Raw genomic sequence first — 13699 nt, forward strand, 5'->3', positions numbered from 1 at the left:
CTGACCGGACGGACAGCCTAGCTGCCGCTCATCTGGAATTTATCCTGCAACCTCGTTGGCGCGATTTTCGCCGCGTTCTGATCTTCGATGGTGCTGTCGTCCGCTTCCCGGTCCTCCGCATCCCAACGAAAGGCAATCTCGTTAATGCCTTTCAGCACCACATGCAATTCGCGGCCCCGTTTGGTCAGGGAATAATTGACCGTGGGCGGCACCGTCGGCTTGTACTCCCGATGGACAAGGCCGAAGGCTTCCAGCTTGCGCAATCGATCCGTCAGCACCTTGGCGGAAATATCAGGTATGCGTGTCGCAATCTCCCCGAACCGCAAAACTTTCTCGTTATCCAGTACCCAGAGAAGATACGTCGTCCACGGCCCCATGATCTGTCGCAAGATGTTATCCATCGGGCATTGATTATGATTTTGTATGACGGTCATCACAATTTTTCCTGTTTATTGCGCCTTTTCAACGCAAAATCCATTACTTACCAAAAGGTAACTACTTGCTAAAGGTAAGTAAAGGAAATAAATCCAACCCACCAAACAAATACACAGAGAATATTCAACACTCAGGAGTTCCAAATGGCGAAAGTAGCAATCATCTTTTTCAGCGGATATGGCCATACGGCAAAACAGGCAGAAGCCGTCCATGCCGGCGCGGCAAGCGTAAGCGGTGCCGAGGTTACCTCTATCCAGATCCCGGCAGACGGTAATCTGGATGAGGGCGTCTGGGACATATTGGCCGCAGCCGATGCCATTGTTTTTGGCAGCCCAACTTATATGGGCGGTCCCGCCTGGCAATTTAAAAAGTTCGCCGATGAAAGCTCCAAGCCCTGGTTCGCCCTTGCCTGGAAAGACAAAATTGCCGGCGGCTTCACCAATTCCGCTTCTGTTAACGGCGATAAATTTGCCACCCTCAGCTACTTTTTCACCTTATCGCAGCAGCATGGTCAAATCTGGGTAGGCACAGGATTGCCTCCCGCCAACACAAAGGCGCATGGGCATGAGGACGTAAACTGGACTGCCGGTTTCTCCGGCGCCATGGCCATCTCCCCATCTGATGCCTCACCGGAAGAGGCTCCGCGCGCCGGCGATCTGGAGACTGCCCGCCTCTATGGTGCCCGTCTTGCTGAATACACAGTAAAGACGCGCAGCTAGCACCCTTTTCCGGAGATTACCGATCCTTCATCGGTGATCTCCGTTTCCGCCTGCAAAAAATATTTCTGGCTCTCCGTGCCGCAGGAAGGGTAAGCTCTGGCTCTGGCCTGACTTATTCCCCCTTTAGAGAGTTTTCACGGTGCTGTCTTTTTCCATCGCGGTTTTTTTGCTGATTATCACCCCCGGGCCGGGCGTTCTGTCAACCGCCGGGGTTGGTGCGGCCTTTGGAAAAAGAGCCGGCTTCCAGTATGTAACAGGCCTTTTTGTTGGCAATAACCTGGTCGCCCTTGCGGTGGTGTCCGGACTGGCGGCGATCATCTTTTCCGTGCCCGCCGTGCGCAATGTCATGTTGGTACTGTCAATAATCTATCTGTGCTATCTCGCCTTTCGCATCGCCTCGGCTGGCGCTAAAATTGCCATTATCGAAGCCGAAAAACAGCCCGGTTTTCTGTCCGGTCTTGCCCTGCAAGCCATTAATCCAAAAGCCTATGCGGTCAACACGACTTTTTTTACGGGATTCGCCTTCGCGGGTGACGCGTTACTGGAAGAAACCATCATCAAGTTCATTACCCTCAATGCCATCTGGGTGCCGGTCCATTTGTTGTGGCTATATGCCGGAATTAAAGTCAAGGAAATGGAACTGGCCCCGGCCATCCAGTTTCGGGTGAATATGTTGATGGCGACGGCCATGTTGGTGGTGGTCGGCCTCGCCCTTTATAATCTGCTATAGACAATCGACGAGCGTCATCCATAAAAACCCTGGCTTCACGCAGGGCTGAAAATTGCCAGCCGTTTTTTTTTGCGTCGAACTTAAAAGCTCACGCTGATTTTTTTATGCTAGGTCAGATCGCCGGGGGAATCAGCAACCAGACGATGGAGCAACCCGGAAAGCTGATCCAGCTCAGCCTCTGTCCACCGATCCCGAAATACATAAGTCGCTTGCTTCGAGAATGTCGCCCGCGCCTCTTTCACTTTTTCAAGACCGGAATCTGTCAATACGACAAACGCCAGTCTTGCATCTCGGGCATCTGCCTGCCGCGTAACCAGTCCGATTTTTTCCATGGGCGTCGCCATCCGGGTTATGGTGGAGGCGGTTACATGCATCCGTTTTGCCAGCTCCACACGCGACAGGCGGTGAAGCGGCGCCTGCTCCAGATGCAGGAGAAGGAAAACCTCGTTTACCGAGATTCCATGAACCGAGGCAACATCGCCTGAAAGACGTGCTTTAATCTGCTCGGCGGACTGCAAAAGACGCAGGATATTTTTCAGACATAAATCTTCCATTCAAAAATTATATACTATATGCTTGCATATGCAAGTACTTAGCAATAAAAATGGAGAACTAGGGTGATACAGGAGAACAAGACCAGCTTGATCCATCTGATATGTGGCTCCACAGGTGCTGGTAAAACGACATATGCGCGAGAATTGGCCAATGACATAAGCGGGGTAATTTTCTCCATTGATGAGTGGATGGTCTCCTTGTTTGGCGAGGATGCGCCTAAAGACTTAAGTCCGACATGGTTTGTCCCCCGTGTTTCACGCTGTGAAAACCAAATGTGGGCAATGGCCTTGCAGTTAGGGAGGCTCGGCATTCCGTCTATTTTGGACCTCGGGTTTCAAAGACGTGAACACCGCCAGAGATACGCTTCCCTTGCAAGATCATCGCAACTTTCTGCCAAGCTTCATTTCCTTGATATTGCGGCGTCGGAGAGGTGGGAACGTGTGCAGTCTCGCAATGAAAAGCAAGGCGATACCTTCCATATGAAGATCACACGCAACATGTTTGACTATATCGAAACGATTTGGGAACCGCCAAGCGAGGATGAATTCCAATCAATATCTGCGGTAGATTGATTTAATAGGACAAGGCTGGCGACTGACGCAGATAAACATCATCGGTCAACTGTCGCAGCATGAAATCCGCAATATCGGGTGGCGCCATCTTGAGCTTGAAAGCCGGATCCAGTTTGCTAAAGCCATGCTCATACGGGCGGGAGCCTTCCTCTTTGGCGAAATTCGACGGCCGGGCGATTATCCAGTCCAGGGAGCTTTTGCGCACATACTCTTCTTGGGCGTTATGGTCTTTGAACAGCCGGCGCATCATCAATGGCACGATAAGATATTTATAATGCCAAGGCAGCAAGCTCCAGCTGTCCCCCGCTCCGAGACCGGAAAGGCATACGAACCGCTTTACGCCCGCTGTTTCCATGGCGGTGACGATATTCCGGGTTCCGGTGGCGCGCAAGCCCTCCTTGTTCAATAACGGCATCCCCAGCGCACAGATAACGGCGTCCTGCCCCTCAATGGCGTTTGCAACGGCCACAGGATCCCGCACGTCCCCGTTGAAAACATGAAGGGCATCCGCCGACTGCCCGATGCCGTCTGGCGACCGTGTAAAGGCCGTCACCTCGTGACCTTGCATCAGCGCCTGATCCACTAAAAAACGGCCGATCGTCCCTGTCGCACCAAAAATAGTAACTTTCATCTCATTCTCCTCTTTACTTGACACAGTGTCAATTGACATCATGTCAAGTAGGAGGTGCTTTACACTATGTCAAGTACAATTTTGGAGACACGAACCCGAATCTTGAAAGCGACCCTGGATTTATTGTCCGATGGCAGGGCACATGCGGTACGGATGACGGATATTGCAAAACAGGCGGGCATCTCGCGGCAGGCGGTGTATTTGCATTTCGACAATCGGGCAGATTTACTGATTGCGGCAACGCTGTATCTGGACGAACTGAAAGGCAGCGACGACCGGCTAGTCCCCAGCAGGACCGCGAAATCCGGCGTTGAGCGATTGGATGCCTTTGTCGAAGGCTGGGCCAACTATATTCCGGAGATTTTTGGAATAGGGAAAGCCCTGATGGCCATGAAGGAAGACGACGAGGCCGCGGCGGCGGCCTGGAATCAACGCATGCAGGATATGCGCGAAGGATGCGAGGCGGCCATTCTGGCCCTGCAGCATGATAAGCAACTGCGGCCTGGCTTTAGCGCGGACGACGCAACGGATATCCTCTGGACCCTGCTCTCAATCCGTAACTGGGAACAGCTGCGGATAGATTGCGGCTGGTCTCAAGAGCAATATATTCAGGCAACGCTGAAAACAGCCCGGCGGTTATTTATCCGTGATTAATCGACGACAGCATCCGAAATTGCCCGCTTAAGCTCGGCGGCAAACGGATGGAGAAAAGACATATTCCGTTGCGCCATTATTAGCCCGGCATAATTATGCTTAGGAGAATACCACCATTGTGTCCCGGCTATCCCGCCCCACCAGACATCGCCGACAACTGCCTCACTTTGATAGCGTAAAGGCGCCAGACTGATCCCACTGGCCAAGCCAAAACCATTGCCCGCCATCTCGCCAATCCCGGCAAACCGGATAAATCGACCTTCCGGCAGTTGATTGACAGACATCATCGCCAGGGTTTCCGGTTTCAAGAGGGCATTCCCGCCCGGCATGAGCGAACGCATCAGGCGCAGCATATCGGGCAATGTTGATACCAACCCACCGCCGCCTGATTCCCGGGCATAGGGTTTAAGATAAACATCCGGCTTCGGATAATCTTTGACAGCGGTTAGCCCTGGTGTCATCGGGGCAAGTAAGTCGGCCCCCTTATATAAGGCTACCAGCCGCGCCTGATCTGCCTCCGGCACCCAAAACCCGGTATCCACCATGGCCAGGGGATCAAAAATCCGCCGTTTTAAAAACGCTCCCAGCGACTGCCCGCTCAGAACCTCGATCAACCGTCCCAACACATCCGTCCCGTGGGAATATCCCCAGTTGCTGCCGGGATCGAACACCAGCGGAACATCGGCCAGCATATCAATCAATTCCGCATTGGAATGGCCCGGACCACCAATATCCAGCGCCGTATAATGCTCTGAAATGACACTGCCCGGATCCATGAAAGCATATGTCAAGCCCGACTGATGGGTCAGCAAGTGGCGGATCGTGATGGATTGCGTCGCCGGGCGTGTCTGACTGATATCTGTCGCATCGGGCGCCAGCACTTGCTGATTGGCCAGCTGCGGCAGATAGGTTTCGATCGGGTCATCGAGGTCCAGCTGCCCTGCCTCCATCAGCATCAAGACACCCATGGAGGTCATCAATTTCGTATTGGAGAACACGCGAAAAATATGATCCTGTTTAAGCACCACTTGCTGTTCTCGATCAGCCCAGCCGGCACAATGAACATCGACCAGATCCTGCCCCACCAATACTGCGGAAGACACACCCGCCAACAGTTCCTTATCGACATATTTCTGCATAGCCGCGTGCAAAGCGCTGAAATTAAACTTTGATTCGATCAGTTTAAGGGAAGTCATATTTACCGCGCCTTTATTATTTTCCGGATCTCTCTTTTGGATCCGTTTTTTTATGAAAAACCGGACTGCCCGAAATGGGCAGTCCGTTTATCTCACCAAGCGTAACCGACAGTCAACAAATAGGTTGTGTCATTCTTTTTAGCACCGGCGCCCGGTGCGTTGTCCCGATCGAAATTCACCTGGAGTGTGGTTTGGAAATTATCAAAAATTGGGACACGTACACCCGTTTGCGACAGGAATACGTAATCATCCATATTCTCCAGACCTTGGGTCAGACGATGATTATGGAAGGCTTCCAGCTTCCAGTCTTCAAGCAGGACATGCCGAAAGCGCAAAGCCCAGATCGCCGCCGCATAATCGCTGTTACTGCCGGCATAAAAATCTTCCACCACATAACCGGGACCAGCCTGAACAGACAGGCTGGTTCTGTTTGTGTCGTAAATCTGATAACCCAGACCAGTGGTTGCCGTTGTCCGTAACCGTAAATCGGCATATTTATCATGCTCGAACGACAGGCCGTTATTCCAGAACCATTGTTCATCAATAAAATAGTCATAGGTGTTGAAGAGGTTGAAAGTCTGCTTCGTGTTAACGCCGTCAGTATTTTCGTAATCCGCATTGAGGGCGACAATCACCCTGTCATCGGGCCAGCGGAACGTTCCCTCCCCATCAATATGGTAGGTTTCGGCGTCTGTATTACCCTCTTCCTTCTTGAGGCCGATATTGAAAAAGCCGGAATATCTGAGGCCGGACAAATCCGGCGGATTGATGGCGGCAACCTGACTAAGGTCAACCTCTTTGGCGCCAGCGGCCGTATCGACCACTTCCAGTTTATTGTCCGCCGGCGCGGTGAGCGGCCCTTCCAGCATCTTGTCATCGTCCAGCTGAATGCGAACGGCCTGATCCGTCGTCAGGCGACTGATATCCGCCCAGTTGATCTCGACCTTACCGGCATACTTTGTTTCAAAAACCAGTTTATCTTCAGCCTTGCTAACGACCGTGCCGGTTAATCTATCGCCATTTTTGAGAAATACTTCATCGGCTTGAGCAGCCGCCGAAACAGCGAGCAGGGCCGCCCCTAAAATGACCGTTCGAGCGGCGACCTGTGAAATTCCAAACCAACCGCCTGTACCTGTATTATTCATAACGCCCCCAACGGAACAGTGTTTCTGTTGCTGCAAAATATGACATGAAGAAAGAAAGTCAACATGACGATTAGTAAATATGATTATTACAATACACGGCTTGACAGGCGGCCATGATGTGAGGAGTAAATCTCCGCTTATTCGACTTTTTACTCCTTGCAGGCCGAATAGAAATTCAGGCTGGCAGGTATGGACAGTCCGCCCGGCACAACAAAATTCTGCATCCGCTCAGCGATCTCCTCACTGATTGCCCTGACATCCTCCGGTTTGCCTCCCAACTCTTTTACGACTCGCATCACCGGTCCCACATTGCAGGCTAGATATGTCGCAGCATCAAGGGTTCCTTGATAAAACAAATCAATCTTTTCATTGGTGGCAGTAACATCCTGCAAACCTGCATCGCGCAAAATCCCGGATACCCGCTCCAGATCGGCGAACGCCATGGGCCCCGGCGCATGGGGGTCGGACGGGGCGACTGATCCAAGCTGATCGATCGCGACATCACGTGGTATCTGGAACCAGGGGTTTTCGTTCATGTAGGACCAGCTGACAAAATGTAACCGCCCACCCGGCTTCAGCGCCCGTGCCATGTTGGCAAACGCAATTACTGGATCGCTAAAGAACATCACGCCGAACCGCGACAGCAATACATCAAGGCTTTCCTCGGCAAAGCCATGGGTTTGGGCATCGGCTAAAAGATAGTCAATTGAGCCTGCGTTCGGGTCAACGTCAACTTGTTTTGCGCAATCCAGCAACAAGGCAGAGATATCCACCCCAATAACACTGCCACTGGCGCCGGATAGCAAGGCAGAATCCCGTGTTGTCGCTCCTGTTCCGCACCCTACATCAAGGATTTTCTCGCCTTTTTGAATGTTTGTTTTCGTCAAAAGCTGATCCTTGACCGTTGCCAGAAGGCTGTCCATTTCATGCTGAAAATCAACCCATTTTTGACCGGCGGCTGAATTCCAATAGGTCTCTTCCATGTCATTTGAATCATTTTTCTGGGTCGATGAGGACATACGTATCTCCTGGGGGAATGAAATAGGAAAATGCAGCCTAACAGAAATTTCAGCAGACATATACGATCCTGTTAAGCGCATTTTTTATTGCCTTCAGCACCCACACGGCATAGCCTGCGGCGTATATTGAGAGGGTAAATCATGGAAATAAATATCCGGCACGCGGTCCCGGAAGACCTGGACGCAATTCATGAAATCATGCTCTGCAACGGCACCATTCGAGGCACCATGCGCCTGCCTCAGCAGGCACGGCACCAAACGGAAAAATGGCTACAGCCTGAAGACGGAGTTTATCGCTTTGTCGCCCAACTGGACGGCAATATTCTTGGCTATTCGGAACTGGTAACATATCCGCATTCTCCGCGGCATCGCCATGTGGGAGAGATCGATATGATGCTGGTGCATGATAAAGCGCATGGCAAAGGCCTCGGCAGTGCCATGATGGAAAACCTTGTGGACCTGGCCGATAACTGGATGAATTTGAGCCGCTTGCATTTAACGGTCTGGACAACCAATCTCAACGCCATCGGGCTATACAAGAAATTCGGTTTTGTCGAAGAGGGCATCATGCCAAAATATGTCTTTACAAATGGTGCCTATGCCGACGGATTATTGATGGGGCGTGTTCTCGAACGTTAAGTCCAAACCTAACCGGCCGCTTTCTCCATACTCATGATACCCTCCGGAATTTCCGCCCAGTCGACCTTGCTTTGTGTCCAGAGTTCCAGATTTGGTTTTAGCGCTGATGGATCATCGAGACTGCCCGCGGCAATGAAGATGGTATCAGGAAACATCTCCAGCTGAAGATAAATCGATGCGCTGCAGACGGGGCAAAAGGATCGCGTGACTCCCTTGCCACTATCTGCTTTTTTGTGCCATTGCCTGACTGTGCCGCTGGTCAGCGAAAAACCCTCTTTGCTGACCCCAACGCCAGTATAAAATGCCGTGCCACTGATCCGCCGGCAATCACTGCAGTGACAATAATAGATGGTCTTCGGCTCCGCATCACAATGATAACGTATCTCGTTGCATAAACAGCCGCCGTCAAAAGGCCCCTTCATTTGGATTCTCCCGTTCTACGTATGACAAAGCTTAACCCAAGGATAATTGGAATAGCAATATGGCGAAGTGAGCCCGGATTGCGTGACATTTCTTTTTCCGTGATTTAGGGTCAAAACCAGAAACGGATGGGAAGAAAGGGTCGGAAAGAGAAAAAATAATGCAGGATCGTTACGGAAATACAGTCAGCTCATCATCACAAGCGGCGGTAGATGCCTATGTGGAGGGTGTGGATCTCTTTCTCGCAGCGCAGGCCGGTGGCGATGCTGCCTTTGAACGGGCCATTGCCGAAGATCCGTCTTTCGCACTCGCGCATGCCGCACTTGCCCGGTTCTTGCAGTCCATCGCCCGCCCGGCAGAGGCCAAGGCTGCGCTTGAGGCTGCGCGCAGCCTAGCACCCGGCGCCTCCATCCGGGAGCAGGGGCATATCTCCATTCTCGGCCATGTAATAGACGGCCGCGGCGCTCAGGCATTTGAGGAAATCACGGTTCATATTAGGGACTATCCCCGCGATGCCATGGCGGTTCAACCTTGCGCCGGAGTTTTCAGTTTAATCGGATTTAGTGGCCGGCCAGGTCGGGAAGCGGAAAGCCTTGCCTTTTTTACCGCCTTGCAACCTGCCTATGGCAATGACTGGTGGTTCGAAAGCATTCTGGCATTTGCACAAACGGAAATCGGCCAGCTTGCACAAGCGGAAATCACGACGGAGCGAGCGCATCAGGCCAATCCGAATAACGCCAATTCCGCCCATTACAAAGCGCATTTTCACTATGAGGTTGGAGACATCGACACCGGCCTCACCTTCCTGAAGGAATGGCGTCCCACCTATGATCGCGCCGGCATCCTGCATTGCCATCTCAGCTGGCACGAAGCCCTTTGGGCATTGGAAAGCGGAGATGCGGGAACCGCATGGCGTATTATCGGAGCCGACGTCCGGCCTGGTTTTGCCTGGGGACCGCCGGTCAACGTGGTTACTGATATGGCAGCCTTTCTGTTGCGAGCTGAGTATGCCGGCGAAGACCGGCGCGAGGACTTGTGGCAGGAGCTCAGCCAGTATGCCTCTACCTATTTTGCCAACCCCGGTATCAGCTTTGCCGACGCCCATGTGGCCATCGCCCATGCCCTTACCGGGGACGATGCAGCCCTTAAAAAGCTGCAGGACAATCCGCCTGGTTCTGCTGGTGACATGGTCAAGGTTCTGGCCGATGTATTTGTGGATTTTGCCAAATCTGACTGGCCGGCGGTTATTCATGGATTGATTCCCATCATGTCGTCTCATGAACGGCTGGGCGGAAGCCGCGCCCAACGGGATCTGGTAGAGTTCACCTTACTGATTGCCTACCTGAAAAGTGGTCAATCCAAGGAAGCCCGGCGTCTCCTCCATATGCGGCGCCCTCTTATTGCCGACGCGAATTATATTGCCGGCTTGACCACCAGATAAGGATAAACAAAATGAAACCCTTGAATTCCCTTATCAATGGCGACCGATATCCACTTGACGATGCTGAATTCAGGTCGCGTTGCACGGCGACACTGGCGCAGGATGGAGCTTTGGTTATGCCGCAATTTTTACGGGCAGAGGCAATCAGCACCATCGCCGAAGAGGGAAAAGCCCACCGAGATCAGGCATATTTTTGTGAGGACCATCATAATGTCTATTTGACCCCGCCGGATACCGATTATCCGATGGATCATCCGCGCAATCGATTAATTCTGTCATCGAAGGGATGTATTCCCGATGACGTGGTGCCCGAGAATTCACCACTTCGCGCTCTTTACGGCGCTGAAGAATTCAAGGATTTCCTGTGCGAGGTGCTGGGCGAAGACGCGCTTTATGAATATGCCGACCCGCTATCTTCCATCAACCTGCATTATGCTGACGCTGGATTGGAACTGGGCTGGCATTTTGACAATTCGGCTTTCGCTATTACCCTGATGATCCAGGCCCCGGAATCGGGTGGCGCCTTCGAATATGTCAAGGACTTACGCGACGCCGATAGCGGTGAAATGAATTTCGAGGGCGTTCGCAAAGTTCTGGATAAAGAGATCACACCGGAAACTCTCTCCATGCCGGCAGGCACATTGGTTTTGTTTCGCGGGCGCAATTCCCTGCACCGGGTCGCTCCTGTCGAAGGAGCAATAACCCGGATGCTGGTTGTTTTAGCGTATAACAGTCAGCCGGGAATCGCCTTGTCGGAGTCAGCCCGGCTTACTTTCTTTGGTCGATTGGGCTAGCAGCCCGTCGCGCACAAGACCCTAGGCAAGTTTGGCGAGATGAGCGTCCAAATTTTCATGAAAATGCACAATGGCCTTTTCGTAGTGACCAAAAGTGAAATGGCTGTTGGCATTGGTCGCCAACCCCACCTGAATGGCGCGCGCCGCTTCACGGTCTTCCTCAATCCCCGATGATTTCACAAATTCTGCGTCCCGCTCCGCAACGTCCAGATCCACAGGGGTACCGTCAGCTTTCAAATTCCGCACACGATAAACCACGGTTCGGGTTTCTGTTGGCGAAATTGGCTCCAGAATGATCAATTGGGTATGGCTGGACAACATGGACATATGGGCGTTCGGGAACAGTTGATACACATATGTCGCCATACCGTTTATATGACGTTCCTCACGCGGAATATCACGCAGCTTGTTAATCCGCCGGAAAGGGAAAATAATCCGCGAATTGGTGCCAAAATTCTCGACCACATTGATGTTATCAAGGCCATATGGGTAGAAAGTGCGATTATGCAGGCTCTTGATATGATATCCCTCCATGGAGGTTTCGGCGATCAGCTTCCAGTTGGCTTCATCCAGATGCTCTGTTTGACTGAACATATCCTGTTCAGGTTGAAAAAACTCCGGAAAGGCGTCCAGTGCGCCATTGGAAACCGGATCTTCCTGGGTTACGAAAATCAATCCGCCCCGTTCCTCTGCCGTAACCGCGACCAGGCCATGGGTCGCCTGATCAAGACCGGGAAATCCATCCGCGCCGGGAATATATTTCAAATTACCGTCCAAGCCATACGTCCAGGAATGATATGGGCAAACAAAGGCTCTGGTACAGCCTGTTCCATCCGCTACTGCCATACCGCGATGCCGGCAGCTATTGCGGAAGGCGCGCACAATTCCGTCATCGCCGCGCACGACCACCAACGGCGTACCCGCTGCAGTCCGGGCCACAAAGGAGCCCTTTTCCGGCAGCGCAGCAGAGGGACAGAACGGAACAGGCAGGCGTCGCAGCAACGCAATTTCGGCGTCGAACCGTTCTTGTGATCCATAATTCTCGACGGGCTCCCGCCAGACACTCTCACCAACATCTGTGGTTTTGTTGTCAATATGCGAAAAAATACGGTCTATTACGTCACGGTCGTTCATTACTAGGGTCATGGGCTAACTCTTTTTATTATTTGATTTGCACCATTCTACGTGTTTGACGACTGTCTGTCTATATCACCGGCTGGGCAGCGTGTTTGTCTCCTCCAGTATTCGACGTCATTCCCAGCCTCCGCAGCAGTTCGAAATCGGCCTCTTGTTCCGGGTTTTCTGTGGTTAGTAGTTTGGTCCCCGCAAATATCGAGCTGGCGCCTGCCATAAAACAAAGCGCCTGCATCTCGTCACTCATTTCCAAGCGGCCTGCTGACAAGCGAACAACAGATGCCGGCATAAGGATTTTGGCTACTGCGATGGTTCGGACAAACTCAAAATTATCCATTTTGTCCAAATGTTGTAGCGGAGTGCCGGCAACCTGTACAAGCATGTTTATGGGCACACTTCCCGGATGTTCCGGCAAATTGGCAAGGGTCACCAGCATATCAACACGGTCGCTGATCGCTTCACCCATGCCAACAATACCACCACTGCACACACCTATACCCGCCTCACGCACCTGTTCCAAAGTATTGAGACGGTCCTCATAGGTACGGGTTGTAATGATCTGTTTGTAATATTCCTCGGAGCTGTCAATATTGTGGTTGTAATAGTCAAGACCAGCTGCCCTAAGCTGAAGTGTCTGTTGGGGACTGAGCATGCCGAGTGTCATGCAGGTTTCCATACCCAGATCAGCAACCCCATTGATCATTGCACATATCACGTCCATATCGCGATCTTTCGGACTTCGCCACGCCCCGCCCATACAAAATCGGGTGGCGCCAGCCTCCTTCGCTTTGCGCGCTTCTCTCACGACGGTTTCCACTTGCATTAATTTTGCCGCTTCAAGCCCGGTATTATGATGTACCGACTGTGGACAATAAGCACAATCCTCTGGACAACCGCCCGTCTTGATCGAAAGCAGGCTCGAAATCTGAACCTTGTTCGGTGAAAAATATTGGCGATGCACTGCCTGTGCCTGCAGTAACAGATCCATCAACGGTTCCGCGAATAAATCGGACACCTCCTCCCGCTGCCAGTCGTGACGTACGGGGTCGGATACCTGCTGATTAACCGAAGAAGATTGCCCCGTCACCCGATTTGTTTGCATTTATATACCCTTAATTCGATTTTTGATTGAACTCGAACTTACAGAATATATTAATAAAAGCAACTTGCAAGTTGTGGAGTAAACAGATAGATTAATTAGAACAAAACAAGAACATTTAATCAGGAGAATCCCCTATGCTTGATCATGTGTCCATCGGTATTACCGATCGAAAAAAATCCACGGCTTTTTATGATGCGGTGCTTTCGACCATCGGCTTGAAGAAGGTTGCTGACTATGGCGAAATTGTTGCCTACGGATTGTCACGGGAAGATCCTTTTTTCTGGCTGGCGGAACAGCCTGAAATCAATAAATCACATGGTTTTCACTGGGCTTTTCGGGCTCCGAATCGTGCGGCCATCCACGACTTTCATACGGCTGCGCTAAAGTGCGGCGGTACTGATAACGGGGGGCCGGGAAAACGCGATTATGAAGAACATTATTACGCTGCATTTGTCCTTGATCCAGATGGCAATAAGATTGAAGCTGTCTGCTTCGATCCCGAGTAGGAAACCA

At 51.8% G+C, this 13699-nt stretch carries 17 protein-coding genes; 8 read left to right on the top strand and 9 right to left on the bottom strand.

What is annotated here, in order from left to right; all coding sequences use genetic code 11:
• Nucleotides 1-17 precede the first annotated feature (17 nt).
• Nucleotides 18-434 (bottom strand): winged helix-turn-helix transcriptional regulator, encoded by a 417-nt coding sequence (locus NBZ79_RS15570; protein WP_251933466.1) that lies wholly within the window; start codon nt 432-434, stop codon nt 18-20.
• A gap of 144 nt (nt 435-578) precedes the next feature.
• Here NBZ79_RS15570 and NBZ79_RS15575 point away from each other — a divergent pair, with 144 nt between their 5' ends.
• Nucleotides 579-1154, top strand: a complete 576-nt coding sequence (locus NBZ79_RS15575) for a flavodoxin family protein (protein WP_251933467.1) — start codon at nt 579-581, stop codon at nt 1152-1154.
• A gap of 139 nt (nt 1155-1293) precedes the next feature.
• Nucleotides 1294-1884, top strand: a complete 591-nt coding sequence (locus tag NBZ79_RS15580) for a LysE family translocator (protein ID WP_251933468.1) — start codon at nt 1294-1296, stop codon at nt 1882-1884.
• Nucleotides 1885-1991: 107 nt separating this feature from the next.
• Here the strand turns inward: NBZ79_RS15580 and NBZ79_RS15585 are convergent, their stop codons facing one another.
• On the bottom strand, nt 1992-2438 hold the full coding sequence (locus NBZ79_RS15585; RefSeq protein ID WP_251933469.1) for a MarR family winged helix-turn-helix transcriptional regulator: 447 nt from the start codon (nt 2436-2438) through the stop codon (nt 1992-1994).
• A 63-nt stretch (nt 2439-2501) separates the two neighbouring features.
• Here NBZ79_RS15585 and NBZ79_RS15590 point away from each other — a divergent pair, with 63 nt between their 5' ends.
• Nucleotides 2502-3011: a P-loop nucleotide/nucleoside kinase family protein gene (locus NBZ79_RS15590; protein WP_251933470.1), complete on the top strand. Its 510-nt coding sequence runs from the start codon at nt 2502-2504 to the stop codon at nt 3009-3011.
• Between the two features lies 1 nt (nt 3012).
• On the opposite strand, the gene NBZ79_RS15595 is transcribed toward NBZ79_RS15590, so the two are convergent.
• On the bottom strand, nt 3013-3642 hold the full coding sequence (locus tag NBZ79_RS15595) for an NAD(P)-dependent oxidoreductase (RefSeq protein ID WP_251933471.1): 630 nt from the start codon (nt 3640-3642) through the stop codon (nt 3013-3015).
• Nucleotides 3643-3708: 66 nt separating this feature from the next.
• Here NBZ79_RS15595 and NBZ79_RS15600 point away from each other — a divergent pair, with 66 nt between their 5' ends.
• On the top strand, nt 3709-4296 hold the full coding sequence (locus NBZ79_RS15600) for a TetR/AcrR family transcriptional regulator (protein ID WP_251933472.1): 588 nt from the start codon (nt 3709-3711) through the stop codon (nt 4294-4296).
• Here NBZ79_RS15600 and NBZ79_RS15605 read toward each other — a convergent pair.
• From NBZ79_RS15605 to NBZ79_RS15615, 3 genes are all read right to left on the bottom strand, one after another.
• Nucleotides 4293-5492, bottom strand: a complete 1200-nt coding sequence (locus NBZ79_RS15605) for a serine hydrolase domain-containing protein (protein ID WP_251933473.1) — start codon at nt 5490-5492, stop codon at nt 4293-4295. The genes NBZ79_RS15600 and NBZ79_RS15605 overlap by 4 nt on opposite strands.
• 92 nt (nt 5493-5584) lie before the next feature.
• Nucleotides 5585-6637, bottom strand: coding sequence for a DUF481 domain-containing protein (locus tag NBZ79_RS15610; RefSeq protein WP_251933474.1), 1053 nt, complete (start codon nt 6635-6637; stop codon nt 5585-5587).
• A gap of 149 nt (nt 6638-6786) precedes the next feature.
• Nucleotides 6787-7656 (bottom strand): class I SAM-dependent methyltransferase, encoded by an 870-nt coding sequence (locus NBZ79_RS15615; RefSeq protein WP_251933475.1) that lies wholly within the window; start codon nt 7654-7656, stop codon nt 6787-6789.
• 141 nt (nt 7657-7797) lie between these two features.
• Here NBZ79_RS15615 and NBZ79_RS15620 point away from each other — a divergent pair, with 141 nt between their 5' ends.
• Nucleotides 7798-8295: a GNAT family N-acetyltransferase gene (locus NBZ79_RS15620; protein ID WP_251933476.1), complete on the top strand. Its 498-nt coding sequence runs from the start codon at nt 7798-7800 to the stop codon at nt 8293-8295.
• A gap of 8 nt (nt 8296-8303) precedes the next feature.
• Here NBZ79_RS15620 and NBZ79_RS15625 read toward each other — a convergent pair whose 3' ends face one another.
• Nucleotides 8304-8717 (bottom strand): GFA family protein, encoded by a 414-nt coding sequence (locus NBZ79_RS15625; protein ID WP_251933477.1) that lies wholly within the window; start codon nt 8715-8717, stop codon nt 8304-8306.
• 158 nt (nt 8718-8875) lie between these two features.
• Between NBZ79_RS15625 and NBZ79_RS15630 the strand changes: the two genes are divergently transcribed.
• Together NBZ79_RS15630 and NBZ79_RS15635 are read left to right on the top strand one after the other, a co-directional pair.
• On the top strand, nt 8876-10156 hold the full coding sequence (locus NBZ79_RS15630) for a tetratricopeptide repeat protein (protein WP_251933478.1): 1281 nt from the start codon (nt 8876-8878) through the stop codon (nt 10154-10156).
• An 11-nt stretch (nt 10157-10167) separates the two neighbouring features.
• On the top strand, nt 10168-10950 hold the full coding sequence (locus tag NBZ79_RS15635; RefSeq protein WP_251933479.1) for a HalD/BesD family halogenase: 783 nt from the start codon (nt 10168-10170) through the stop codon (nt 10948-10950).
• Between the two features lie 21 nt (nt 10951-10971).
• Here NBZ79_RS15635 and NBZ79_RS15640 read toward each other — a convergent pair whose 3' ends face one another.
• Both NBZ79_RS15640 and bioB read right to left on the bottom strand, forming a co-directional pair.
• On the bottom strand, nt 10972-12096 hold the full coding sequence (locus NBZ79_RS15640; protein ID WP_251933480.1) for an aromatic ring-hydroxylating oxygenase subunit alpha: 1125 nt from the start codon (nt 12094-12096) through the stop codon (nt 10972-10974).
• Between the two features lie 58 nt (nt 12097-12154).
• Nucleotides 12155-13186 carry a biotin synthase BioB gene (bioB, locus tag NBZ79_RS15645; RefSeq protein WP_338056119.1) on the bottom strand — a complete coding sequence of 344 codons (1032 nt, stop codon included), beginning with the start codon at nt 13184-13186 and terminating at the stop codon, nt 12155-12157.
• A gap of 134 nt (nt 13187-13320) precedes the next feature.
• Here bioB and NBZ79_RS15650 point away from each other — a divergent pair, with 134 nt between their 5' ends.
• A complete protein-coding gene (locus NBZ79_RS15650; protein WP_251933481.1) occupies nt 13321-13692 on the top strand; it encodes a VOC family protein in 372 nt (123 codons plus the stop codon).
• Nucleotides 13693-13699 lie beyond the last annotated feature (7 nt).

It is taken from the genome of Sneathiella marina (genome assembly GCF_023746535.1).
GTDB classification, from domain to species: Bacteria; Pseudomonadota; Alphaproteobacteria; order Sneathiellales; family Sneathiellaceae; genus Sneathiella; species Sneathiella marina.

What these genes read in the sequence shown, in the direction of transcription:
- NBZ79_RS15570 (WP_251933466.1), bottom strand. Translation starts at nt 434, where the DNA reads ATGACCGTCATACAAAATCATAATCAATGCCCGATGGATAACATCTTG.
- NBZ79_RS15575 (WP_251933467.1), top strand. Translation starts at nt 579, where the DNA reads ATGGCGAAAGTAGCAATCATCTTTTTCAGCGGATATGGCCATACGGCA.
- NBZ79_RS15585 (WP_251933469.1), bottom strand. Translation starts at nt 2,438, where the DNA reads ATGGAAGATTTATGTCTGAAAAATATCCTGCGTCTTTTGCAGTCCGCC.
- NBZ79_RS15595 (WP_251933471.1), bottom strand. Translation starts at nt 3,642, where the DNA reads ATGAAAGTTACTATTTTTGGTGCGACAGGGACGATCGGCCGTTTTTTA.
- NBZ79_RS15600 (WP_251933472.1), top strand. Translation starts at nt 3,709, where the DNA reads ATGTCAAGTACAATTTTGGAGACACGAACCCGAATCTTGAAAGCGACC.
- NBZ79_RS15605 (WP_251933473.1), bottom strand. Translation starts at nt 5,492, where the DNA reads ATGACTTCCCTTAAACTGATCGAATCAAAGTTTAATTTCAGCGCTTTG.
- NBZ79_RS15610 (WP_251933474.1), bottom strand. Translation starts at nt 6,637, where the DNA reads ATGAATAATACAGGTACAGGCGGTTGGTTTGGAATTTCACAGGTCGCC.
- NBZ79_RS15615 (WP_251933475.1), bottom strand. Translation starts at nt 7,656, where the DNA reads ATGTCCTCATCGACCCAGAAAAATGATTCAAATGACATGGAAGAGACC.
- NBZ79_RS15620 (WP_251933476.1), top strand. Translation starts at nt 7,798, where the DNA reads ATGGAAATAAATATCCGGCACGCGGTCCCGGAAGACCTGGACGCAATT.
- NBZ79_RS15625 (WP_251933477.1), bottom strand. Translation starts at nt 8,717, where the DNA reads ATGAAGGGGCCTTTTGACGGCGGCTGTTTATGCAACGAGATACGTTAT.
- NBZ79_RS15630 (WP_251933478.1), top strand. Translation starts at nt 8,876, where the DNA reads ATGCAGGATCGTTACGGAAATACAGTCAGCTCATCATCACAAGCGGCG.
- NBZ79_RS15635 (WP_251933479.1), top strand. Translation starts at nt 10,168, where the DNA reads ATGAAACCCTTGAATTCCCTTATCAATGGCGACCGATATCCACTTGAC.
- NBZ79_RS15640 (WP_251933480.1), bottom strand. Translation starts at nt 12,096, where the DNA reads ATGACCCTAGTAATGAACGACCGTGACGTAATAGACCGTATTTTTTCG.
- bioB (WP_338056119.1), bottom strand. Translation starts at nt 13,186, where the DNA reads ATGCAAACAAATCGGGTGACGGGGCAATCTTCTTCGGTTAATCAGCAG.
- NBZ79_RS15650 (WP_251933481.1), top strand. Translation starts at nt 13,321, where the DNA reads ATGCTTGATCATGTGTCCATCGGTATTACCGATCGAAAAAAATCCACG.